This is a genomic window from Agrobacterium sp. DSM 25558 (assembly GCF_900100825.1).
GTDB lineage: Bacteria > Pseudomonadota > Alphaproteobacteria > Rhizobiales > Rhizobiaceae > Agrobacterium.
This window is the reverse complement of sequence record NZ_FMUD01000032.1, coordinates 13,850-36,872: the sequence shown is the minus strand read 5'-3', so window position 1 is coordinate 36,872 and position 23,023 is coordinate 13,850. Positions and strand designations below refer to the sequence as shown.

Here is a 23,023-nt window from a genome sequence, read left to right as displayed (position 1 = left end):
TAACGCTGAACCATTGGCGGGTGAAAATGCGCAGGAAACCGGCACGAGCGGCATCGAAACGATCAAATTTTTCCAGAGACGTCGACTCTAATCGGTTTATTTCATCGAGAGCTGTGGATTGGTCGTTAAAATGAGCATCAGCTGTCAACCCGTTGAAAACACGCCTTAATTGTATATGCGGTCTATTTTTAACAGGAAACGCCCCTGACGGACCTCGCAAGACGCGCGAAATATATTCCCAGACCTAGTCGCAACAGGCCTTCGAAAGGCATAAGCAATAGACAATCTGGACAAGTTGCGAGTCGCCCGTGCCGATTGAAGTATTGTTGCTCGTTTTGCTGGGTGCCGTCTTGCACGCCAGTTGGAATGCACTTGTTAAATCCGGGACGGATAAGGCGCTGGACGCAACGTTGGTTGCCGCTGGTGCTGCGGCCTGTTGCATTCCATTCTTGCCTTTCCTGCCGTTGCCCGGCACCGTGGCCCTGCCCTTCCTCATTGTTTCAGCCATATTGCAATTTGCTTATTTCCGGCTTGTTGCGGCGGCTTACACGGTTGGGGATATCGGCCTCGTCTACCCTATCATGCGCGGGGTCGCGCCTCTCATCGTGGCGGCCAGCAGCAATCTGTTCTTAGGCGAAGCTCTCAGCCCCGCCGCGATAGGCGGAATAGCCGTCATCTCCGCCGGTATTTTGACCCTTGCTTTTGAAGCCCGCCATGGCGGCAGACACGCGATCTTGCTCGCCCTCGCCAATGCCGTGGTCATCGCGGGTTATACCTTTGTCGATGGCGTTGGCGCACGGCTTTCGACCAGCGCCATTTCCTATACGCTGTGGATGTCACTTTTGCCGCCCCTCCTCTTATTCTCCTGGGCGCTTTATCAGAGGGGCTGGGCACCGGTGTCGACACATGTGCGCCGCCACTGGTGGCGTGGGCTTGCGGGCGGTGCTGGGTCTATCCTGTCCTACGGCTTGGCGCTGTGGGCCATGACGAAAGCGCCCGTTGCCGTTGTTGCGGCCCTGCGGGAAACATCCATCCTTTTCGCCATCATCATTTCAGTTCTCATCCTCAAGGAAAAGGCCAGCATCTGGCGCTATATTGCTGGCGCCATCATCGCTCTGGGCGTTCTGATCATGCGTCTTGGCTGATTTTGATGGCATTTTATTGTGGTATCATGAAACCACATAAATAACTCATTGTTTTTAAATGATAATTTTTGCAGGCGCTCTTTTCACATCCGTTGACGCAGTTTCATCGACCGCCTATAAGCGCGCCAGACAGAATTTCCCTGGAAATACGGTCATTCCGGCTGCGCGCATGCGCTCAGCCTCAAGCAACAAAAAACGCCTGCATGCTCCCCTTGAGTGTGACGGGTCCTAGAGAAAGTTAAAAGAATGTCTACTTTCGTTCAGAAGCCTGCTGAGGTGGAGAAGAAGTGGATCATCATCGACGCCGAAGGCCTCGTTGTTGGTCGCCTCGCCACTGTTGTTGCAACCCGCCTGCGCGGCAAGCACAAGGCAACATACACACCGCACGTAGATGATGGCGACAACGTCATTATCATCAATGCGGAAAAGGTTGTCTTCACCGGCAAGAAATATTCCGACAAGAAGTACTACTGGCACACTGGTTATCCAGGTGGCATCAAGGAACGTACCGTTCGCCAGATCATCGAAGGCCGCTTCCCGGAGCGCGTTCTCGAAAAGGCAATCGAGCGTATGATTCCCCGTGGTCCTCTTGGCCGTCGCCAGATGAAGAACCTGCGCGTTTACGCTGGTTCGAACCACCCGCATGAAGCACAGCAGCCTGCCGTTCTTGAAGTGGCAACGCTGAACAGCAAGAACGTAAGGAGCGCCTGATAATGGCCGATCTTTCCTCCCTGAAAGACCTCGCCCCGGCATCGGAAGCTTCGGCTCCCGTGCACGTCCGCAAGGTTGACACACTCGGCCGCTCTTACGCGACCGGTAAGCGCAAGAACGCCGTTGCACGCGTATGGATCAAGGCCGGCTCCGGCAAGATCATCATCAACGGCCGCGACTTCTCTGCATATTTTGCACGTCCGGTTCTGCAGATGATCCTGCAGCAGCCTTTGATCGCTGCAGCACGCGCTGGCCAGTTCGACATCATCGCAACTGTTGCCGGTGGCGGTCTCTCCGGTCAGGCCGGTGCAGTTCGTCACGGCGTTTCCAAGGCTCTCACCTACTTCGAACCAGCCCTTCGCGGCGTTCTGAAGAAGGGTGGCTTCCTGACCCGCGACAGCCGTGTTGTTGAACGTAAGAAGTACGGTAAGGCCAAGGCTCGCCGTTCGTTCCAGTTCTCCAAGCGTTAATCGCTTACAGAAGACACAACTCGAAAAGGCGGAGCTTCGGCTCCGCCTTTTTTGTTGTTTGATAACAACGGCGTTGCTGCGGGGTCTCAGTTTGTGAGAGAGGCCGTCGGCGTTGGACTCTTCGAAGCAGAATTGACGATCCGATCGACAATCAACTGCGCGCCGGCTTCGGTATAGTGGCTTCTATCAGCGATGAACGCGACGCCATGGCGGCCGAAGTAACATGGCTGGGATGGAGCATCGCTGCAGAAGATGGCTTCAGGAACAACCTTGAGTACGCCTTCAGGTAATGCCGTATCCAGCACGGCGTAGGCGCATTGCGTTTCGGCTTTGAAACGCGAATATGGATATTCAAAATCTGGTGTCGCATCACCTTTGATGAAGTCTCTGGCCATGATATCGACGATTGGCTTACTGAAGCGAGGAGTCGGATAAACGACGATGACGCGCTTGCCGCTTGCCTGCAACGCCTCCACCGTTTCTCGCAAGTTATCGGCTATTTCGGCAACGGTGATATCAACGCCTGAAAACTCCCTGTCGTCGATCTCCATATGGCGGGCATTGAGGAAGTTGACCCAGGATGCAGCCATGACCACCGTGTCGACATCACTTTTGACCAGATAGTCGATAGCGCGCTGATTGAATATCTCGCAGTTTGCCGCCGCAGGGTCTCGTGCAATAGAAACCCGGTCGATAGGGGCGCATAGACCGTGTGTGAGTTGCAGCAGGCGGATGTGACGTGGCTCCAACTTGTGAAGCAAAGCAGGAGAAATGGACGCGCCGATGGAATCGCCCCAGACGGCGTAAGTTTCACCGGATGCGGCGGCGGTGTTAAACACGCACTTTTCATCCGGCAGGGATGGCATACCGTCCTTGACCTGAAACAGACATTTTTTGCTCCAGGTCGTTTTATCGATGAAGCTGCGCAGTTCTGACGTCAGACGAAATGGTAGCCCCTCTTTGATGTCACCCCATGCGCCAAAGCCGACGAACACGACGACGCCGGAAAGAACAGCGCGAACGACATGTTTCGTGCTCACCGCTTTGCGCCTGAATGGCTGCTCAACATAATACCAACTCAAAGCCGCGAGACTGAAAACGAGGAGGATCAGCCCCATCATAACAAGTTGCGATGGCGGCTCGGGACTTCTGATGCGCCAAAAGGCGAATACGGGCTGATGCCAGAGATAAGCGCTGAAACTGATGCGCCCGATCCACACCAATGGCCGCGTGGAAAGCAAGCGCCCGGCCGATGTTTCGCCAGATGAAAACAGCAGAAACAGGGCAGCACCGCCAACAGGCAGAAGTGCGATAAGCGACGGGAATCTTGCCGATGCGTCGAACAAGAAAACCGACGAGGCAATCGAAGCCAACCCCAGACACGCGAACAGTCCGCTCGTTGGTTTACCTTTATCAGAGATATAGAAGGCGCATAGAGCACCCACCAAGATCTCCCACGCGCGCGTCGGCAACAGGTAATAATTGGCGGACGGAAAATAACGTGCGCCAAATTCGCTTAGAACGAGGCTGGCGACCGCCACAAACATAACCACACGCAAAATCGTTTTGGTCTTCAGTTTGAACAGGAAAAGCAACGGAAAAAGCAAATAGAACTGCTCTTCAACACCAAGGCTCCAGGTGTGCAGCAGCGGCACTTCTGCGGCATCAGGAGCGAAATAGTCATTCCTGCGCATAAAGTGGAGATTCGACAACGACAGTGTCGCCATCATCAGGCTTTTGGAAAAAGCCTCGTAAGCGTCAGGCAGCAACCACATCCAAGCGAAAGGAATGGAGCAGACCAAGACCAGACACAGAGCCGGCAATATGCGTTTGGCCCGCCGTTCATAAAACCGTATTAAAGAAAATTCGTTTTCTTTGTATTCGCTCAGTATAATGCTCGTGATCAAATAGCCGCTGATGACAAAAAATACGTCGACGCCAATAAATCCGCCACCGAATATCGAGAAATTTGCGTGCGCTAATATAACTGCCAGTACGGAAATGCCGCGCAGACCATCGATCTCGGATCGGTACTTCATAAAAATCCATCTTCAATATGAATAATTCTAAAGTGATAAATATACTCAACCACAGAGTAAATATTGCACGCAATATTATCCACAAGCGATAGATGCAAGAAATTGCTGATCGCGCATGAGGGGCAGCATCAATACCGCCTTTGCCGCTGCAAAAACACGATCCAACCGATAAGAACGTCATCGTACTTTGTTAAAGTCGAGCCAGCATCGGAACGCGCTAGGACCACTGGATATATTCGTGGCTCTGACATTGTGAAGGTGGGGGCCGCCTATGACCGTGCCGATATTAGCGCCATTGCCGGAGCAACCGTAGCAATGTATATGCTTTGCCTGCGCGCTAAACAGCTTGTGAGAGCAAGTTGAGAGATTGATTCAGACGCGTGGCAAAATGATTCCGCATATTCCCGTAAACACTTGATAATTCAGGACAAGGACATGACAGCAAAAATCTTCATCGATGGCGAACACGGCACTACAGGCTTGCAAATCCGCACCCGCCTTGCCGACCGCCGCGATATTGAACTGCTGTCCATTCCCGAGGCTGAGCGCCGCAATGCGGCCATGCGGGAAGATATGCTCAACAATGCGGACATCTCTATCCTGTGCCTGCCGGATGATGCCTCCAAGGAAGCCGTGACCATGGTCTCCGGCAACAACAAGGTTCGCATCATCGATACCTCCACGGCTTATCGGATCCATCAGGATTGGGCATACGGCTTTGCAGAAATGGACAAGGCGCAGGCCGAGAAGATACGTTCCGCCCGCTTTGTCGCGAATCCAGGATGCTACCCCACCGGTGCCATCGGTCTTATCCGCCCTCTGCGCGTGGCTGGCATTCTGCCGGATGGTTATCCGGTCAGCGTAAACGCCGTTTCCGGCTACACGGGCGGTGGCAAGCAGATGATTGCGCAAATGGAAGACCAGAGACGCGATGATGCCATCAGCGCCAATAATTTTCTCTACGGCCTGACGCTGAAGCACAAACATGTGCCGGAAATGAAAATCCACGGCCAGCTCGACCGCTCGCCCCTGTTCTCGCCATCGGTTGGCCGATTCCCGCAGGGCATGATCGTCCAGGTCCCGCTGTTCCTTGCCGACCTGAAGGAAGGCGCTACAGTCGAGACCATTCACGCCGCGCTGGTCGAGCATTACGCCGGGCAGAACATCGTTCAGGTCGTTTCGCTTGAAGACAGCAAGTCGCTCTCACGGATCGACGCTGAAGAACTGGCCAATCAGGACACGATGAAGCTCTTCGTGTTCGGAAATGGCGAACACGTCAACCTCGTCGCCTTGCTGGATAATCTCGGCAAAGGCGCGTCGGGTGCCGCAGTCCAGAATATGGAACTCATGCTCTCGGCATGACCGAAAATCTGGCACAGACATCTATTCCAGCTGAACTCGCAAGGCGGTGGAGCATCTCCTCCGCCTTTCTTATTGCAGATACGCCCAAGAGTCTTGTCTACCGCGTCACTCTCGCCGATAGATCCAGCGCTATCGTCAAAGCCTTGAAACCAAAGGGCATGGGTGAGCTACCGGGCATGGCGTTTTTGGAGTGGTGCGATGGATATGGAGCGGTTCGATTGATCGACCGCGTCGACTATATTTGCCTTTTGGAAGATGCAGGTGATATGACCTTACGGGAGTACCGGGTCCTCCATGGCGAAATGTCCAGCAATGCCATCATCGTTGATACGCTCAAAAAGCTTCATTCAGATCGCCCTTGCCCAACACCTGAATTGACGCCTCTTCGGAAACATTTCGAGGCCCTGTTCCATCGGGCTTTGCATGAGACGAACGAGGAGTTATCGCCTGTGTTGCGTCACGCCGCCAGCATTGCCGAATATCTGCTTTCGAACCAGGCGAGTGTACGGCCTCTGCATGGCGACCTTCATCACGACAACATCATTTTTAGTCACGATCGCGGCTGGCTGGCCATCGACCCGCAAGGCCTGTTGGGTGATGCTGCTTATGACGTCGCAAATGTTTTCGGCAATCCGCTGGGTGCATTTGACGACATCATCAACCCTGCCCGCATTGCGACACTGGTTTCGCTGTTTGCAGATGTTCTCGGCTGTCATGAAGAAAAAATACTGCGCTATGCGCTCGCCCATACCGGTGTGTCTATTTGCTGGTCGCTAGAAGACGGAGGCACGGCCCTCACCAACGATAACGCCCGTGAGAGACTGGCTTTTTTCAACGTGGCAGCCAGCCTTATTTAAAGACTACTCGATCACTAGATGGGAAAAACTGCTAGGCGCTATCAAGGTCAGTCCACGAAAAACGCCCTTAACTTCCCCATCAAAGCCAGTGTGTCATCCCCGGAAGATTTCGGTGCATCGCTCCAAGAGTAACCCATACACGCTGGTAAACGACGCTTTTCTTCGGCCTCGGATTCGTAACGCGGCATGATGTGCGCATGCAGTGCAGGCTCGGAGTTTCCCCAAATCTCATAATTCACTCTCGTGCAATTCGTCACATCGAGTAACGCGTCGCCAGCCAAGGCCATATCGCTGAGAAATGCACTTCGTTCCTGCTGGGTGAGAGCATTGAGGCTCGATACCACGGGATCTGCGAGCAAGAGACAGTAGCCAGGCAGAGGCTGGACGTCTCCTATCACAAGCCATCCGGACGGCATCCGCGAAATGACGAAGGGGTTCTTTCCCGCTCTCGCCATTGCCACTCGTTCTTCGATCAGATTCATGTTCGTGCCTTCGCGACCAAGAAACCGAGGGGCGGTCGGTTCAGATCATTCGAAATCAGTCCTGAACAGCCGCAGGATACTCTCCAACGAAACCGCGCCAGTGCGCGATGGCGAAGGCTAGAACCAGCAGGGCCATGCCCTGATGCGCCAGTGCGATGTGTATATCGACGTGTGTGAGCAGTGTGGTTATGCCAAGCCCCGCCTGAATGCAGACCAGCACGAAGAACAGCACAGAGCGGCGGGCGTGGGGGGTGTTGGGTAGGGTGCGGGTCAGGTGAACCATGTTCCACAGCGTTGCGGCAAACAGTATGTAGGCACCGAGCCGATGGATGAACTGAACGGTCTTTGGATTTTCGAAAATGTTGATCCACCAGGGTTGCTGGAGGAAAAGGTCGCCCGGCACGAGGGAGCCATCCATCAGTGGCCAGGTGTTGTAGGAAAGTCCGGCATTCAGGCCAGCCACGAGTGCGCCGAGATAGATCTGGAATAGACAGAGGCAGGCCAGCAGTGCAGCAAAGCCCCTGCCCCGCTGCTCGTTCGCAGCCTGCGGGGAGTGGAGCGACAGGCCGCGCAAAATCCACATGCATCCGGCAAAGATCAGGCAGGCGATGGTCAGATGGGTGGCCAGGCGGTACTGCGACACATCCGTGCGGTTGACAAGGCCGGATGACACCATCCACCAGCCAACAAAGCCTTGAAAGCCGCCAAGCGCGAGCAGGCCGACCAGCGGGAGCCTCAAGCGCTTTTCAACGCGCCCCGTCAGCCAGAAATAGGCCAGCGGCAGCGCAAAAATCAGGCCGATGGCGCGCGCAAGCAAGCGGTGCGCCCATTCCCACCAGAAGATGGTCTTGAACTCACTCAGCGACATGCCCTTGTTGATTTCCTGATATTGCGGAATGCGCTTGTAAAGCTGGAATTCCTCTTCCCATTCGGCAACGGAAAGCGGCGGAATGGCACCGTGGATCGGCTTCCATTCGGTAATCGAAAGGCCGGATTCCGTCAGCCGGGTCGCGCCACCCACAAGCACGAGACAGAACAGAGTAAACAGCACGACGCGCAGCCAGATGCGCAAAAGGCGACGGTCTTTTTCCTGCTTTGCCAACGCCGCAACCCGGCGCTGCTCGACAGAGGTTTCAGCCGTAGCCACCGTGTTCGCCTGCATTCTTGACACTCCACAAGTCTTTGCGATGGTTTGCAACAACGCATCGTGCAAAACAAGCCCTCAGAGCCCCTCCCTCCAGCATAAAGCTTTGCGGCATTGGGTCGCGCCTGTATAATGTCCCGATCACTTCAGCAGACGGAAAACGGCATGCCCACGCGCCTCAAATCATTCATCGGCACCATCATCATCATCTGCCTGGTGGTGGTTTACGCGGTGGTTGCGACCAGCTTCGCATCGGCTGCCCTTGCTGCGCAGCCATGGTGGGTGCATCTGGTTTATTTTGTTGGCTCCGGTCTGCTGTGGATTTTGCCCGCCATGCTCGTGATCAAATGGATGGCAGGCCCTAAACAGCAGAAATAACCGTCAGGCGGCGGTTCGATCGCCCGAATATGATTCGCTCATCATGACGACGTCGGCATAGCCGAGCGCACGAAGCTCTAGCAGGGTTTCACTCGCCAGCGGGTTATCTCCATCCGGCAGCGACAAAACGATTTCGGCGTCGATATATTTCAACAATTTCGTTACGCCTTCGATATCTGCCGAACCAAACTCCAGAAGAACGGTGTCATAGGTATCCGCGAGCGCATGCAAGACCATCGTCAGCCGTTCGATGATTCGCATGGTGTGCAGAGGCTGCGCCGTGCCCTGCGGCACGATGTGGGCATTGGAAAGCCGATCGTGATGGATGGTTTCGCCAAAAGGTGTTTCGCCGAAGAGCAGATCCGAAACACCTGCAAGTCCGGCCTCCTGTGCCATCAACTGCGTGGGGTACCCTGAGGAGGTCATGTCGACCACCACAACAGACCTGCCGAGTTCAGCAATAGACCTTGCCAGCATGACGCTTGCCGTCGATCCGTCATCGCCACTGGGTGAAAGCAAAGCCACGGTCGGTTTTGCACCGCGCATGGAGAGAAAATCCGCGACGCCGTTTACAGAAAGGCTGAAGCGCTCTTCTGTCGCTTCATCGAAATCATCTGCGTAAGGAGCGTTTTTGTTCACTTTTTTTCTCTGTTTCATTGGATAGTGACAACACCAGTATTGGTGATGACTTTACGTCTCTGAGGTAACGCAAGCGTTAAACTCTAGACCGGCCGATGCGAAAACGTATGAAAGCAACTTCGAAAATTCTTTTGTTTACCGGGCATTAACCATGAAGGCCTGATAACCGAATGAATAAATGTCTTTGGAGCATGATTGCGGATGACGTTCGCTGCCCCACGTTTGATATCCATACTCCTCGTTGCTCTCGCGACGTTGCTCGGAGGCTGTTCGGCTTACAAGCCCGCTCCCCGCACCTTCAACGAAGCAGCGCTTCAGCCCTATCGGCTCGATAGCGGAGACCGTCTGCGCGTCAATGTTTTCGATCAGACCGGCCTGACCAATACATATACGATCGATCAGGCTGGCTATGTCGCCTTCCCGCTCGTCGGGCAGGTGGCGGCGCGCGGCAAGACCGTTGCCCAGTTGGAATCAGGCATTGCACAGAAGCTGCGCCAGGGCTTCCTCAAGAATCCAGACGTGACGATCGAGATCGATCGCTACCGTCCCGTGTTCGTCATGGGTGAAGTCGGCAGACCCGGTCAATATTCCTATGTGCCAGGCATGACGGCGCAAAATGCCATCGCTATTGCAGGCGGCTTCACATCTCGGGCCAATCAGCGCGATGTGGACATCACTCGAAAGATCAACGCCAATGTGCTGACCGGCAGAGTCATCATATCGGCACCGGTCATTGCGGGTGACACGATCTATGTCCGTGAACGCTTCTTCTAAACCGCAACATCATCCCTCGCCCTGATATAGGCGGCTCAACCCAAAAGGATTCTACATAAAGTTTGCGGTCTGAAAGCATCGCGGTTCAATGGAACACGGCTTTCAAATTGCTCATGGCTGCGGGTAAACAAGTATTGCGTATCCCGCCCCTATCTGTGAAATGTCCGACATCTGCAAATTGTAAAAAAAACGGCCATTGTGAGTTTTAGAAAAGACATATATACACGACATGCTGGCATTAAAAGAGACGCTTTGCGTCTCTTGGCCTAAGCGTTTCTTAGTAAGTTTTTTGTATGCTCACCTGCATGAAGACCGCGGAAACACAGAATGAGTAAGGCCGGAGGCGACAGCACCCCTATCGATCTGGACGCTTTGCGCAAAAAGCTTTCCCGCAATATCGAGGACAGCAATGCCAAGAAGCGTGAGCCCGTTACGCTCAACCCTTTGGCACTTCAAGTCGCCAACCAGCTGCGCGCAACCAGCCATTCGCCCAACATCGTCATTGGCCAGTTACGACTTTTCGACTTCGTCATTTTGACCATTCTTGGCATCCTCATCAACGCTCTGGAAGTGCCGGATGCCTTTGGGTCGCGCGTGGCGCTGCTGGCAATCTGCTTCTGCAACAGCATCTTCTGCTCCATTCTGCTGCAAATCACAGATACCTATCAGCTCCCTACCCTTCGCCGTTCCATGGCGTCGATGCCTCGAATCCAGGCTTCGCTGCTGGCGTCTTTTGTCCTCACCGTTCTTCTCACCGCGGCATTGCTACCTGAAGACAGCTATTCGTGGCGGACCTTGGGGCTCTGGTATGGTGCCAGCATCGTTTTCCTGCTGATAGAGCGGATTATCGTTGAACTGATGATGCGCCACTGGGGCCGCAACGGCGTGATGGAACGTCGCGCGGTCATCGTCGGCGGCGGCCAGGCAGCAAAGGATCTGATCCGTTCGCTCGAGCACGATGACAACGACATACGCATCTGCGGCATTTTCGACGACCGTAAAAGCGCACGCTCTCCAGAGGTGGTTGCCGGCTATCCGAAACTGGGCACCTTCGCAGAACTTGTAGAATTCGCCCGCCTGACCAAGCTGGATATGTTGATCATCTCCATTCCCATGAGCGCCGAGGCGCGCATATTGGAGCTTATTCGCCAGCTCTGGGTGCTTCCTGTCGATATCCGAATCGCCGCTCATGCCAATAAGCTGCGTTTCCGTCCCCGCTCCTATTCTCACATCGGTAGCGTACCGATGCTCGATGTCATGGACAAGCCTTTGCGGGACTGGGATTCGGTCGCGAAGCGGGTCTTCGACGTTGTGTTCAGCGTGATATGCATCGCCCTGCTCTGGCCGATCATGCTCGGCGCGGGCATCGCTGTGAAGAGCACCTCCAAGGGACCGATTCTCTTCAAGCAGAAACGCCACGGCTTCAACAACGAAACGATCAATGTCTGGAAGTTTCGTTCGATGTACACGGAGTTGAGCGACCCGACCGCCAAGAAAGCCGTTACGAAAAACGATCCTCGCGTGACACCGGTTGGCCGGTTTCTGCGGAAGTCGTCTATCGATGAGTTGCCGCAACTGTTCAACGTGCTTGCGGGAGACCTCTCTTTAGTCGGTCCTCGCCCACATGCCGTGCATGCTCAGACAGGAGATCTGAAATATACCGAGGTCGTCGAGCATTATTTTGCACGTCACAAGGTTAAACCCGGCGTGACCGGATGGGCCCAGATCAACGGATGGCGCGGCGAAATCGACCATGGCGACAAGATCAAAAACCGCACGGCCCATGACCTCTACTATATTGAGAACTGGTCTCTCTGGCTCGATCTGAAAATTCTGGTCCTGACCCCGATCCGCCTGCTGAAATCCGAGAATGCCTACTAAAGCGACACGGAACCTCTTGCGATTTCATGCGTTTGGCTGCTGCGGATTTTTAAACAGGGGACTTCCATGACGCAGTCAAACAATCTCTATCTCATCATCGGTGCATTGATCATCGCCGTCGCAGGCCTTGGTGCCTATGTCTGGCACGAAGAAAGCAAGCCTAAGGGCATTGAAATGAATATCGGCCCCAACGGTGTTTCCGTCCAGGAGAATTGATCAACTCAAGCTTCGCGCAGGTTGAGAAATCTAGACCGGTTTGTGTCAGTTTTTTTACATGACAAAAACCGGTCTTTTTATGAGAAGAGATCAACAGAGAATGCTCGCTTAACTAAGCGAATGTCGTGGCGCAGATGAAATGCGACATGCCTTAGAATCAGGAAATCGTCGGCGATGGTCTCGAGACTCGTTTCTCACGTACAGCTTCTGTCCACAGAGCTCGCGTTAAAAGCTATTGAGAAGCACCAAGCAGCGACACGAGAGCGCCCGGACTGCGAGCCGTTCGATCTTTCACAAAGCCTGCATCCACTACTGCCTGAACCAGATATACCATCACTGGCTGAGAAACGGCCGACTCTGTCGCTTGTTCAACCCACACCCGCAGCTGACGCCAATGGCGACGCCGCAACTCTGGCGTTGATGGAGACATTGAAGGAATGGCTGGCAGAGTTATCCGCTGACCCAACCAGTTCGGCGCAGGGCAAAGCAATGTCGCAGGCCCTCAGCCTGGGCACGCTGAAAGTCTTTGATCCGATTGGAGGTGTCGTGATTTCAGCGTGGGATGTCTCCACAGCACTACCCGCGAAAATCCTGAGCAGCAAAATCGAGGCCGTCGGCTGGAGCCAATTCCTGAAGCAGCATGTTAAGCGTAAGGACGGCCTGTCCTATGCCAAGGACGCAGATGGCAGCTACGTAGATCTCATCACAGGCGAGAGCGCATTCTTCGGAGCTGTGGCAAACAAATTCCACTACTTCACATGGCCGAAGCCAGATACGCAATTATGATGGAAAAAAATGGGAGACCCGCCGCTGTCCCACCAGCAGATGGCGGGTCTCAACCTTTTACCCCTCCAGTCAGGGCAAATGTATAGAAGCACGCCGAATGAAATACGGCAAGATCATGGCGATGATTTTGCGTAATAATTGTTCAAACTGCTTCAAAAACAGCCCAGGGTAGATCAAGCTGCCCATCATGTCGCGTCTGGCTTGCCGTCGTCAGTCAGCGTTGACTGCACAGTTTTATGCCATTCAGCCTAGTGTCAGCATTCACCTCCATTTTCCTGTCAGACAAACAGGAAATATGATGATGCGCAGTATTTTGTTTCGGGGTGTTTTGCCAATGGCCGCCGCCCCTTTGATCTTTCTGATCTATTTCGGCGTCCTCCAGCTCTCCGGAAACTTCCATGAGGTCATCGCCGGCCAGTTGTACCGCTCCAGTCAACTGACGGGAAAGCAACTGGCTGACTACGTGCAGGCGAACGGCATCAAGACCATCATCAACTTGCGAGGCGAAAACGGAAAGTCTGCGTGGTACCGAAACGAGACTGAGACAGCCGAAAAGCTAGGCGTACAGCATGTCGATTTTGGCATGTCGGCTTACAAGCAGCTTAATCTGGGACGTGTGGCGCAACTCATCCAGATCATGCGTGACGCACCAAAACCCATTCTCCTCCACTGCAAGTCCGGCGCAGACCGCACAGGCCTCGCCGCAGCCATCTACGTCAATCGCGTCGCCGGGATGGATGAGGACACCGCCGAGCGCCAACTCTCCATACGCTTCGGTCACCTTGGCATCCCCTATCTGTCATCAGCCTACGCAATGGACAGAACCTGGGAAGATATAGAGAGCGCCAAGACCATCGGCAGTATGGTGAGCCTACCGGCGCAGATCATCTGAACCTTGGTAATCCGCACGAACATGCGGATTGACCGGTGAAGACCGCATCCGCGTTCTTATTTTCAATAAAATTAGGAAACAGAGGTATGGGGGATACCTCAGAAAAATGGTCGGAGCGGCGGGATTCGAACCTTATATGGGATCGTAGTGTTCACAGGTCAAAAGCAATGGTCATTGCTCCGTTGTACGTTCACAAGGACTAATCGGTCAAAGGCTTACTCAATCGCTTTTAAAAAGCTCTCTATAACCGGGTGGCATTCTACCAAAATTTAGTTAGCTGATAGGCCCGTAAAGCTTTCGATCCAACAATGAAACGAGAAATCCGAGAACTTGGTCGAGTTTAACTTTCGTTGTGATCACTCGCAGGCTCGCTAACAACAGGATGTTTCGGATCAATAACCCAACGAACGCCAGCGCCATGGGTAGTTGTACCGGACATCATTTCGACGTTGTAGGTGAGAAGTCCTGATACAAGTTTAGCAAGGGCGTCTTGATTGACAGCCCCATAACGGTTTTTTTCCAAACGTGCGACAAAGCTTGGATCGACGGCAGCCACCATTGCCAACTCTCTTTGACTGATATCAGCAAGGCCACGCGCAGCTCTGATTAGTCCTCCGCCAAAATGATCGGGGTCTTTTCCTTCGAGTACGATCCCGGCCTTGCGCCAACGCACTCCGTGCCCACACCCATTGCTCGGCTGAGTGAACTCGATCCCTGTCTCCTGGTAATGTCCATGCAGAATCCAGACTTCGCGCGGCAAAAGTTTGTACTTGCCGCCCTCAATTAGCTGGATCGTTTTCGCCTTGATTGCAAGCGCTGCTCCGATTTCTGCTTGGCTCGACCCAAGCAAAAAACGCGCAGCTCGCAGCAAAGGAATGACATGGTTCATGAGCTGAAAAAATCCGCCTAAGGAAAAATGTCAACATTATTCTCCATGCGTCATATTCATACTTTTTGCGTCATTTTCCTTCGATTTTGAGTCACGAATCAGCTTTTTTGATTGTCGAAGACTTTTACCGAAACCGAATCAAAGGACTTATCCAATGGATAAATGGCTTGGAACTCCAGCGAGCGTGATCATACCTCGACTTCAGTCGCTGCTCGCTGATCTTGAGACTCTTGCATCCCCAGGCGGGTACGCCGGTCCCAACGAGGCAGTCATTATCCGTAACTGCATGCTGACGCACCGAGCCGCGCCTTGCCTTGTCGGAGAAATGATTGGGCACCCCACTATCAAAGACGGCCCAGGAGCAACTAGCGAACTCTTTTACTTGGATCGGAAGCGGCAGTTGGGCAGGACGCTCAGCCGCTGGTACCATTTCGACCAGGGTCTTCTCTAACAGTGTGTGAGGGTAACTGAGATGGACAAGGCACTTACCGAAAATCTTGATCGCTACATCGCCAAACTTCAAAACGCCTCGCATGGCCTGAAGCTTGTCCGAACGGGAAGCTTTTTCAACTTGAAGCGAAACAATACGGCAATCGCAAACAAATCTCCGCAGGACTTTCTAGCTTACTGTGCACTGGTTCAGTTCGTTCGACGCAACCTTGCGGAAATTGCCCGACCGTCATGCGTTGCATTAGTTTTGGTTCCTTCACAATGGCATCCCGAGAAAGTTGAAACCGCTGCAAAATTGGTCTTTGGGGATGATAAGCGAATTAACATCTGCATTCATCCAACAACCAAACATAAAAGAGGATGGGAAATTGATGCAGCTCAATTGCTTGCTTCGGACAAGCTGATCGTATTCGCCCGAGACGGCTCTGCCGTTCATGAGGACCTGGAACTGGCGGCCACGATCACAGATCGACTTGACTTAGCGACGGCCCGGCACGTCTCTGCGCTCAGTAAGCTGCGAGGCTGTGGTGCACTTTCAAATGATCAGGTCGAGGTGATTTTGCGACAACCAGCGGAACGGATGGAAGCGATCTTCCGACGCAGACAACCGGCTTCTCGCGCAGCTGACAGACTTATTAAAGAGCGCGATCAGGACGCGACCAAGCCAGCCGAGCACTTGAACCTCTCACAAGGTTTTGGTGAGGCGGGCGTTTGGGCGCAGGAATTAAAGAAAGAGCTTCGAGATTGGCAAGATGGGCGATTGCCTTGGTCGGAGATTGACAAAGGATGCTTGTTGTATGGACCGCCGGGAACAGGAAAAACGAGGTTCGCGGCGGCACTCGCAGCAGAATGCGGAATACATCTTGAGGCGACATCGGTAGCAAAGTGGCAAAGCTTCAAAGACGGCGATTTGGGCGACATGCTGAAGGCAATGTTCACCGCTTTTGATGCTGCCAAGGAAAATGCGCCCGCCTTGCTGTTTATCGATGAGATTGATGCAATAGGTGACAGATCAAATTTCCCCTCGCGACATCAGACTTACTCTACGACCGTCGTCAACGCGCTCTTGGAGTGCCTTGACGGTATCGAAAGCCGAGAGGGAGTGATCGTGGTGGGTGCCTGCAACTACCCGCAGATGATCGATGCTGGAATATTGAGGAGTGGTCGGTTGGAAAAGCATGTCGAATTTCCTTTGCCGGACGCAAATGCGCGGGCGGGCATCCTCGCGTTTCACCTGCCAACACTCGCGAGTGAGCCAGCACTAAAGAAAATCGCAGACCGCCTACCAGGAAAGAGCGGCGCGGACCTTGAGCGCTTGTGCCGCGACGCTCGGCGGAGCGCTCGCAAGGCGGGCAGATCAGTGGTGATCGGTGATCTTAGCCGAGTTATCGAAACCCCACAGCCATTGACGTTTGAACAGCTGTTTAAGATTGCTGTGCATGAAGCTGGGCATGCGCTCGTGGGACATGCTTTCAACCTCGGCGATATCCAGCGGGTCGAAGTGTTTGATAATGTCAACACATTCGCATCGGAAATCGATGCCCACGGCATTACTGTCACGAAGTTTCATAGCCGTCCGATCACCACAAAATGGGATATGATGAAGCTTGTCGCTTTCAATCTGGCAGGTGCTGCCGCCGAGGAACTGTGGTACAAGACGCCATCTACACTCGCCTCTGGCGGTAAAGACAGTGATTTCGCGACAGCGACTATGTTGGCCATTGAAATGGTGACAAAGCGGGGGTTCGGCTCTGCACCGTATTTCCTCGAAAATTCCATCGACATCCACAACCCTATGGAACTTTGGAAGGATCAGCGTCTGGCCGACGAGGTCAACCAAATCCTGGAAACAGAACTTAATCGCGCCCGGGGGATGCTCGACGGACTACTCAGCACACTCGCCGTCTTCGCGACCACGCTGGTGGAGAAAAGACGGCTTGAGGGTGATTTGCTGGAAAGTCTTTGGCCTGATGCGGCGACTGAGCCTGAATTTGGTGACGTCTATGTTTAATGATGGCGTAGATCGCAAGCGCCATCCATACTCGGCCTCGGATGTGAGCCGATGCAGACGCGATATAATTGTTGCTCGTAAACTATTGCACGAAAGAGCCGCTCACTCCTTTCTGGTTCGCCGTAGGCGCACCTGGTCGGCTCAACGCCAAAATGACGCCGCTACAAAACGAGGCTATTAGATTTTACCGTAGTCTGTGCGCGAGCAGACTAGCCGTTTACAAAGTTCCGCCATTCGGATCAGCAGAAGAAGATGGCCCAAGTATCATTTCCCAGCCCTTGCGACTGACGCGAGTACGGTCATCTGCCACCTCGTCAGCACGATCTTGTGAGCTTGGAAATCGGATTAGATAACGAATCTCCCCAATCCTTGAGGCCATGTCGATTAGATCATCGACGGTGAAAATCGTCCTGATAAGTTCCTTTTTTTTAGCCCTGACAGCGACAATTTTATCTCGCTTGTCAGGGGTCCATTCCCATCGAGAATGAACAAGGGCTTGCCGAAATTCGTTTAGCGCAATTATGCTCGCATATTGCGCCATAAGAACGGATCGCCTTTCATCGTCTCTCGGCTCGACAACCCATTTAACCCATAGGGGTAAGACGAGGCCGAAATTCGTGTTGTTCATCGCCGGTGGAAAAGGCTCCACATTACCACTCATCGCAACGAGCGTTTGCTCGAAAATATCGGCTTCTAAAAATCCCCATTGCGAGACTATAGAGCCGATAAGATAAGTCTCGCGGTCAGAGAGGTTGGTGTCCAGAGTAATTCGCATGGCACCCCTTCGTCCTTAGCTTTGATACCCGTTGGCGTAGCTATCGATCACCTTGCCGTTTTGGACGAGTTCAAGCTTAATTACCGTTACGTCAGGACGCATTTGAAACGTCTTAGAAGTGTCGCGGCATGTGTGATTTACGCGCAGCTCTACCGTGCCGAAAGCCCTCACATAATCCTCATCAGTGCGCGAAACATCAGACGGTTTGTTTTGGGCAACTAGGCCCGCAGCCTCTACGGCATTTGCCCAAGGGCCATCGCTTTTTTGTTCAGACGAATTGTCTATCGCCGCCTTGATCGTTTCAATCGCTTCAAATATCTTCATATTCCCCCCAATTTTTACCAACAGATCGTCTCGATGTAGGCGCGATTCAATGTCCTTGCAACCAGCGGGCGATCATTTGCTTACGGAAGTATTCGCTCTAACGTCCCAAACCCATATGATTGCGTCTTGGCCCTATTTCCGAGCGCCTTACTGATAATGACTTAGAAAACGGCGTGTAGATGCTTTGGAAATCACGCCGTCATCGCCCTTGAAGTTCGATAATCAGCGCGTCAATTTTGCCGCGAAGATCATGATCAACAGAATCATGGCGCATTGCCGATAGGAGGTAATCCAGCACGTTTTGCCTTTCTTCAGGAGCGATATCGGATAGCGTTTTGCTTGCCAGATCGCGATTGAGTTCGGCTGCGTCTTCGGGGGAAATCACCCCGTCTACCGCCAGTGCGACTAAATCATGCAGTTTCATAAGCCCACCTCCTATAATTGATAGCCGTTTGTCTAGCTATCAATCTGCTTGCCATCTTTGACCAAACCAAGTCTTACTCGTGTTCGATCAGAACGAACCGCGATGCTTTTGGACGTGTCGTGCCAAGCGTGATTTACGCGCAGTTCGACAGGACCGACCGTCGATGACCAGGTTTCATCGAGTGCGCCGCTTATTCCTTTGTCGCCTTGAGACACAAGGCCCGCAGCACCCACAGTCAACAGCGACGCGCCATCTTTCATATCATTTGCCGCTTCATCAATGGCGGTCTTTATCAATGTAATAGGCCTCAAGCAGTTTCTTTTTAACCCCTGTTTGATTGCGTTACGTAGGTAAGCACACAACGAGGTTTTGCATAGTCGGCCAATGCTAACAATCAGCATTGTCAGAAGCCCGCCGACGACAGATGATCTGTTCCATAAGCCGCGTTTGCGGGGAGTTGCCGAACCGGTTCACGATAAAGCGGGTCTGACTTCCGTCTTTCGAAAAGACGAACCTCACCGCGCCCTCAACGACCTGCAGATTTATTTCCTTCACCAGCGTTGTTTGATCGGCTCGCAGTAGCTCATCCAAAAAGCGGGTGTCATGCGAGGCTATGAAAAGCAGTCTGGGGCCAATCGGTAAGGCGATATGGCCGCGCTCGCCTCTAAGGCTTGCGGTGCGGATAACGGGACGATCAGACGTCAGGAGCAGCGGGGCCGAGGCAGATGTTTCCAAAATCCGCCATTGCATTTCGTTGATGAGCGTTCCTACGCTGTCATGCTCAAGCAGCGTGTTCAAGGTCTTGAACATATACGCCTCTTTTACTGCCATAGGCTGCCCGACCAGATATTTGGAGAATGTCCCTGGATCGTTCGGCTTTCGCTTTGATTGATAATCGCTTTCGACCTTGGCGGTAGTGCGGCCAAAATCTTCATGCCACCAGTCCCGAAATGCCTGTATGTCTTCGGGACAGCGGAGCAGAAGCGACAACATGAACCTTGTCCATGCCGTTCTGCTTTTAGCAGTCCAGGGCGCAGCGTGGCCATGCCTGTAGAGCAGTTCAAGCGCATCCGCCGCCATCGTGTCCACCGGCTTAAAATACTTTTCCTCGAATTGCTGGGCTGTGTCTGGGTCGTGCCCTTTCATTTCATACAGGCGTTCTTGAAAGCCTGTAGCCTCTGGCGCCTTTCCTTTGGAAACGACCTTTCCGCCATACACCTTGGCGTACTCAAGCACCTTGCCCGAATCTGCCCAACGGCTCAAATAGAAGGCCGGAATGTAATGATGTTTTATCGGCGGGTTGTCTGACTTCATCGTTCCTCAATAGCAGTGAAGCCGCCTCTTCAAAACAGGTCGATATTTTATTGGGCAGAACAAAAAAAACGCATCATTTGCAGCCTCTGCGAACGCTGTAGGTGCATGTTCAGCCTCATCGTCTCTACCGCCGTTCAATAAAGCAGAGCAGACCAGCAGGAACTGTCGACTGGCCCATGGAAAGTCATCCATCTTGGGCTCATGTTCGGCGCTATGCTGGCTCCGATGCGTGTCATTGACCCTTACTGCGATCAGAGATCGCGGGCGGCTTGTTGTAGGTTGCCCACATTTGATAGCCGCCAGTCACCGCTTGAGCTATGCCAACAAGCGTCAGGACGACCGTTAAGCCAAAAATACCTCGCTGGATTTTGTAGTTGTCGCGATGACGGCGTTCTTCGCGCTGGAAAGCAGCGATTGTGTTTAATGCTTGCGGCTTCATCAAATATCCGCCGTGATCGCCCGCCGCGAGATCGCCAGTATGTTTCAGTGAGTCGAGCAACAAACCGTAATAGGTCATTAGCTCAAGATGGTCTTTTCGGAGGACCCACCGCGCCGAATAAAAATGCGTCAAAACGCTGGTGGAGTGTGCATGAAATTTAGGGTCTTTGATCGTCTGCCTAAGAATATACGAAAGGACTTTCATTCGGTCGCGACGGGCAAGCGGGCGCAGATTGAATAGAGCCTGAATCATGCGCTCAGTGTAAATCCTCAGAAACGGATAACTGATCACATATTGCAGTGCGAACATCGGGACGCCACGAGTGTAGAAGGTCCACCCGCGATAGTGATAATGGATATCTACAACGAAATGATCGAACGCTTCGTAAGGCACCGAGCATTCAGCATTGGCGTGAAAATTTGCCGCGCTGGTCGACCATTTCCCCGACACCCCTTCAGGCCGCATTTCACTTGCAAGGAACCGTGTAATCCCGTCGCGGTCGATAAAGTAGAGGCTATAGAAATTGTTCTGCAGGCTCTTAGGCCGCGATGTCGTGAATACGTTCGGCGCAATATTGCGAAGGGAAATGTCACACACCCGCCACATGAAATATCGCCTGATCCTAGTCGTCAGTTTCATAGTCGCCCCGCTTTTATCCCCGGCCGAATATAGCAGACAACTTCAATAGAATGCACGGAATGACTGCAAGCCTCCGTTAGTGAATTGAACGCTCGTCACAAGTCACCTCCGTTTTTCGAATGCCGGTGGTTTCACGATGGAAGCCTCCCGCCATGTCTCGATCCGAAGCTTTGATCGCATCAGTCTGGGTGACCATCTGCTAGCGTGCACTCCGCATATTCCACGGCAGCATGTATTTGCTGATTAATCCAAGCTCCAACCCAGCAGCACCATGGACCGGCAGGCCATTCCATTCCAAGTCAGGCGGCGTTGCGACGTAAATATCAATCGATCTGGACTGGCTCAGCTCTTCTTTAAGGAAACCGTTCAGGCGAATGTTTGTCCGCTGTGACCCGCCTGGCTTGCCATACGTATAAAGCCGCTTGTGTATTCCGACGGTCGCCACGCCAACATAGATTGCAAAGCCGTCTTTCACGAAAGAATACACCCCGACGGCCTTTGGCACTGGCATATCAAGGACAAGATCGCCGTCAGCGGACAAAACCCACCGGCTTGCAAGCGTGAACCCTCCGGCGATCAAGGTGTCTACGGGCAATGGCGACTTGAAAGGTTTCGAAGCAACATGCACAGGGACAACAACGTCAGAGAGCGAAGCGGGCCGGTTTCCTCCAGTCAGGACGTTATACGCATGCTGGTATCTTATTCCGAGACGCCGGGCGATCTCAGCGACTTCCAAGCCGTCCGCCGCAAGCGCTCGTATTTGGTCTGCCTTGGTAATTTCCATGGCTGTGCCCCACTCAATTTCGATTAAACCCAAGTTCGCGGCTCATTACACCGTAGCGCCAACAATTATTTCTGAAGAATACATTGCCATTCCCGAGTAAACCCAAGAACAACCTTGCGCTTGCAATCCTAACGATTAGACTAACATAACACCCTCCAGCCTGAGTCGCTCCTTGCCCGAAGAACATGTCGCAAAGCTGGCTCAAGCTGGTTTCGCTAGTAATCCAGTAGTAGTCTTGGGAAGCGGCGCATCTGCGCCGCACGGGCTGCCGAGTATGAATGATCTGAAACACTACCTTCTGGAAAGGGTTGTTCCAGACGGGGCTGAAGAGGAGACGGGTTGGAAGTCTGTTACGGAAGCATTTGCTGCTGGCGAGCACCTTGAACAAGCGCTAACCGGAAAAGCTCTTCCCGCATCTCTCACACAGAGCATCGTAAAGCATACGTGGAACTGTATAAATGATGCGGACCGTATCCTGTTTTTGAAAGCACTTCGATCTCAAGAGGAGTTTCCGCTAGCCAGGCTCGTTAACGCCTTGTTCGGAAGCAGTCAGAAATCTATCGATATTGTCACGACCAACTATGATCGTGTCGTTGAGTATGCTTGCAACTCCGGCGCTTCTCTGCATAGCGTCGGCTTTACTCCCGGCTACATACAGCGGCGAGAGGGCAGCGAACCTATTACTTTTATGCAGAATGGAAGAATGCTACGGTCGGTGAGAATCTGGAAGGTTCACGGTTCTCTGGATTGGTTCGAAAGGGATGACACTTCGACCTTAGCAGCTCCAGTGTTTGAACTGCCGGATACTGGCTTAACGCCGTTGATCGTAACGCCAGGCTTCAACAAGTACGAACGTACTCATGATGAGCCTTTCCGTTCCGCCATTCAAGGAGCTGACCGCGCTCTCGAACACGCCGACGCCTATCTTTGTATTGGCTTCGGGTTCCGCGACAGTCATATCCAGCCGAAAATTTTGGAGCGTTGTAGGCTGAAGACACTGCCGGTGGTGGTCATTTCCAAAACCCTTACAGACGAAGCAAAATCTTTTCTGCTGGAAAAGGCCGGTCCTAATTTTTTAGGAATTGAGCACTGTGAGGGAGGTTCCAAAGCTTACTGTCAAGTCAATCCACAAGGCATCGAAATACCAAATGTCGACTGGTGGTCGGTCAATGGATTTCTCAAGCTAGTGACGTAAGGG

Annotated in this window: 25 protein-coding genes and 1 pseudogene; 14 read left to right on the top strand and 12 right to left on the bottom strand. The window is 53.0% G+C overall.

Going from position 1 to position 23,023, the window contains the following annotated elements; genetic code table 11:
• Positions 1-308 precede the first annotated feature (308 nt).
• The 3 genes from DSM25558_RS21830 (at position 309) to rpsI (ending at position 2,326) form a co-directional block, all read left to right on the top strand.
• A complete protein-coding gene (locus tag DSM25558_RS21830; RefSeq protein ID WP_077106784.1) occupies positions 309-1,145 on the top strand; it encodes a DMT family transporter in 837 nt (278 codons plus the stop codon).
• A 246-nt stretch (positions 1,146-1,391) separates the two neighbouring features.
• Positions 1,392-1,856, top strand: a complete 465-nt coding sequence (rplM, locus tag DSM25558_RS21825; protein WP_067643588.1) for a 50S ribosomal protein L13 — start codon at positions 1,392-1,394, stop codon at positions 1,854-1,856.
• Positions 1,857-1,858: 2 nt separating this feature from the next.
• Positions 1,859-2,326, top strand: a complete 468-nt coding sequence (rpsI, locus tag DSM25558_RS21820) for a 30S ribosomal protein S9 (RefSeq protein ID WP_077106783.1) — start codon at positions 1,859-1,861, stop codon at positions 2,324-2,326.
• An 86-nt stretch (positions 2,327-2,412) separates the two neighbouring features.
• Here the strand turns inward: rpsI and DSM25558_RS21815 are convergent, their stop codons facing one another.
• A complete protein-coding gene (locus DSM25558_RS21815; protein ID WP_077106782.1) occupies positions 2,413-4,365 on the bottom strand; it encodes an acyltransferase family protein in 1,953 nt (650 codons plus the stop codon).
• A gap of 234 nt (positions 4,366-4,599) precedes the next feature.
• Between DSM25558_RS21815 and DSM25558_RS29465 the strand changes: the two are divergent.
• The 3 genes and pseudogenes from DSM25558_RS29465 to DSM25558_RS21800 form a co-directional block, all read left to right on the top strand.
• A pseudogene (locus tag DSM25558_RS29465) lies at positions 4,600-4,728 on the top strand (agmatinase); the annotation flags it as partial.
• 72 nt (positions 4,729-4,800) lie between these two features.
• Entirely contained in the window at positions 4,801-5,727 is a 927-nt protein-coding gene (gene argC / locus DSM25558_RS21805) for an N-acetyl-gamma-glutamyl-phosphate reductase (RefSeq protein ID WP_077106780.1), read from the top strand.
• Positions 5,724-6,584, top strand: a complete 861-nt coding sequence (locus tag DSM25558_RS21800) for an aminoglycoside phosphotransferase family protein (protein WP_077106779.1) — start codon at positions 5,724-5,726, stop codon at positions 6,582-6,584. Before argC ends, DSM25558_RS21800 begins: the two co-directional genes overlap by 4 nt.
• Before the next feature lie 47 nt (positions 6,585-6,631).
• Here DSM25558_RS21800 and DSM25558_RS21795 read toward each other — a convergent pair whose 3' ends face one another.
• Positions 6,632-7,066 (bottom strand): HIT family protein, encoded by a 435-nt coding sequence (locus DSM25558_RS21795; RefSeq protein WP_077106778.1) that lies wholly within the window; start codon positions 7,064-7,066, stop codon positions 6,632-6,634.
• Positions 7,067-7,121: 55 nt separating this feature from the next.
• On the bottom strand, positions 7,122-8,228 hold the full coding sequence (locus tag DSM25558_RS21790) for a COX15/CtaA family protein (protein WP_083716609.1): 1,107 nt from the start codon (positions 8,226-8,228) through the stop codon (positions 7,122-7,124).
• A gap of 147 nt (positions 8,229-8,375) precedes the next feature.
• Between DSM25558_RS21790 and DSM25558_RS21785 the strand changes: the two genes are divergently transcribed.
• A complete protein-coding gene (locus DSM25558_RS21785; RefSeq protein WP_077106777.1) occupies positions 8,376-8,588 on the top strand; it encodes a DUF2842 domain-containing protein in 213 nt (70 codons plus the stop codon).
• Between the two features lie 3 nt (positions 8,589-8,591).
• Here the strand turns inward: DSM25558_RS21785 and DSM25558_RS21780 are convergent, their stop codons facing one another.
• Positions 8,592-9,227, bottom strand: a complete 636-nt coding sequence (locus DSM25558_RS21780; RefSeq protein ID WP_077106776.1) for a tyrosine-protein kinase family protein — start codon at positions 9,225-9,227, stop codon at positions 8,592-8,594.
• Between the two features lie 201 nt (positions 9,228-9,428).
• Here DSM25558_RS21780 and DSM25558_RS21775 point away from each other — a divergent pair, with 201 nt between their 5' ends.
• The 5 genes from DSM25558_RS21775 to DSM25558_RS21760 all read left to right on the top strand — a co-directional run bounded on the left by DSM25558_RS21775 (position 9,429) and on the right by DSM25558_RS21760 (position 13,776).
• On the top strand, positions 9,429-10,001 hold the full coding sequence (locus DSM25558_RS21775) for a polysaccharide biosynthesis/export family protein (RefSeq protein ID WP_077106775.1): 573 nt from the start codon (positions 9,429-9,431) through the stop codon (positions 9,999-10,001).
• A gap of 327 nt (positions 10,002-10,328) precedes the next feature.
• A complete protein-coding gene (locus DSM25558_RS21770; protein WP_077106774.1) occupies positions 10,329-11,882 on the top strand; it encodes an undecaprenyl-phosphate glucose phosphotransferase in 1,554 nt (517 codons plus the stop codon).
• A 66-nt stretch (positions 11,883-11,948) separates the two neighbouring features.
• Complete coding sequence (locus DSM25558_RS28555; RefSeq protein WP_103583890.1) at positions 11,949-12,098, top strand: hypothetical protein; 150 nt, start codon at positions 11,949-11,951, stop codon at positions 12,096-12,098.
• Positions 12,099-12,272: 174 nt separating this feature from the next.
• Positions 12,273-12,884, top strand: a complete 612-nt coding sequence (locus DSM25558_RS21765; RefSeq protein WP_077106773.1) for a hypothetical protein — start codon at positions 12,273-12,275, stop codon at positions 12,882-12,884.
• A gap of 334 nt (positions 12,885-13,218) precedes the next feature.
• Positions 13,219-13,776, top strand: a complete 558-nt coding sequence (locus DSM25558_RS21760) for a fused DSP-PTPase phosphatase/NAD kinase-like protein (RefSeq protein ID WP_077106802.1) — start codon at positions 13,219-13,221, stop codon at positions 13,774-13,776.
• Between the two features lie 340 nt (positions 13,777-14,116).
• Here DSM25558_RS21760 and DSM25558_RS21755 read toward each other — a convergent pair whose 3' ends face one another.
• Positions 14,117-14,665 carry a helix-turn-helix domain-containing protein gene (locus tag DSM25558_RS21755; protein ID WP_077106772.1) on the bottom strand — a complete coding sequence of 183 codons (549 nt, stop codon included), beginning with the start codon at positions 14,663-14,665 and terminating at the stop codon, positions 14,117-14,119.
• A gap of 472 nt (positions 14,666-15,137) precedes the next feature.
• Here DSM25558_RS21755 and DSM25558_RS21745 point away from each other — a divergent pair, with 472 nt between their 5' ends.
• Positions 15,138-17,126, top strand: coding sequence for an AAA family ATPase (locus DSM25558_RS21745; RefSeq protein WP_077106770.1), 1,989 nt, complete (start codon positions 15,138-15,140; stop codon positions 17,124-17,126).
• Between the two features lie 217 nt (positions 17,127-17,343).
• Here the strand turns inward: DSM25558_RS21745 and DSM25558_RS21740 are convergent, their stop codons facing one another.
• The 7 genes from DSM25558_RS21740 to DSM25558_RS21710 all read right to left on the bottom strand — a co-directional run bounded on the left by DSM25558_RS21740 (position 17,344) and on the right by DSM25558_RS21710 (position 21,825).
• The gene (locus DSM25558_RS21740; RefSeq protein ID WP_077106769.1) at positions 17,344-17,901 is read right to left on the bottom strand and encodes a hypothetical protein; all 558 of its coding nucleotides are present in this window, start codon (positions 17,899-17,901) and stop codon (positions 17,344-17,346) included.
• Between the two features lie 15 nt (positions 17,902-17,916).
• Positions 17,917-18,225, bottom strand: a complete 309-nt coding sequence (locus DSM25558_RS21735) for a hypothetical protein (RefSeq protein ID WP_143240202.1) — start codon at positions 18,223-18,225, stop codon at positions 17,917-17,919.
• Between the two features lie 199 nt (positions 18,226-18,424).
• Positions 18,425-18,649 carry a hypothetical protein gene (locus DSM25558_RS21730; protein WP_077106767.1) on the bottom strand — a complete coding sequence of 75 codons (225 nt, stop codon included), beginning with the start codon at positions 18,647-18,649 and terminating at the stop codon, positions 18,425-18,427.
• A gap of 32 nt (positions 18,650-18,681) precedes the next feature.
• Positions 18,682-18,945: a hypothetical protein gene (locus DSM25558_RS21725; RefSeq protein WP_077106766.1), complete on the bottom strand. Its 264-nt coding sequence runs from the start codon at positions 18,943-18,945 to the stop codon at positions 18,682-18,684.
• 91 nt (positions 18,946-19,036) lie between these two features.
• Positions 19,037-19,963, bottom strand: coding sequence for a DUF4238 domain-containing protein (locus tag DSM25558_RS21720; RefSeq protein ID WP_077106765.1), 927 nt, complete (start codon positions 19,961-19,963; stop codon positions 19,037-19,039).
• A gap of 232 nt (positions 19,964-20,195) precedes the next feature.
• Complete coding sequence (locus tag DSM25558_RS21715) at positions 20,196-21,041, bottom strand: hypothetical protein (RefSeq protein ID WP_077106764.1); 846 nt, start codon at positions 21,039-21,041, stop codon at positions 20,196-20,198.
• Between the two features lie 199 nt (positions 21,042-21,240).
• Entirely contained in the window at positions 21,241-21,825 is a 585-nt protein-coding gene (locus DSM25558_RS21710) for a hypothetical protein (RefSeq protein ID WP_077106763.1), read from the bottom strand.
• Positions 21,826-21,997: 172 nt separating this feature from the next.
• Here DSM25558_RS21710 and DSM25558_RS21705 point away from each other — a divergent pair, with 172 nt between their 5' ends.
• Complete coding sequence (locus DSM25558_RS21705) at positions 21,998-23,020, top strand: SIR2 family protein (protein ID WP_077106762.1); 1,023 nt, start codon at positions 21,998-22,000, stop codon at positions 23,018-23,020.
• Positions 23,021-23,023 lie beyond the last annotated feature (3 nt).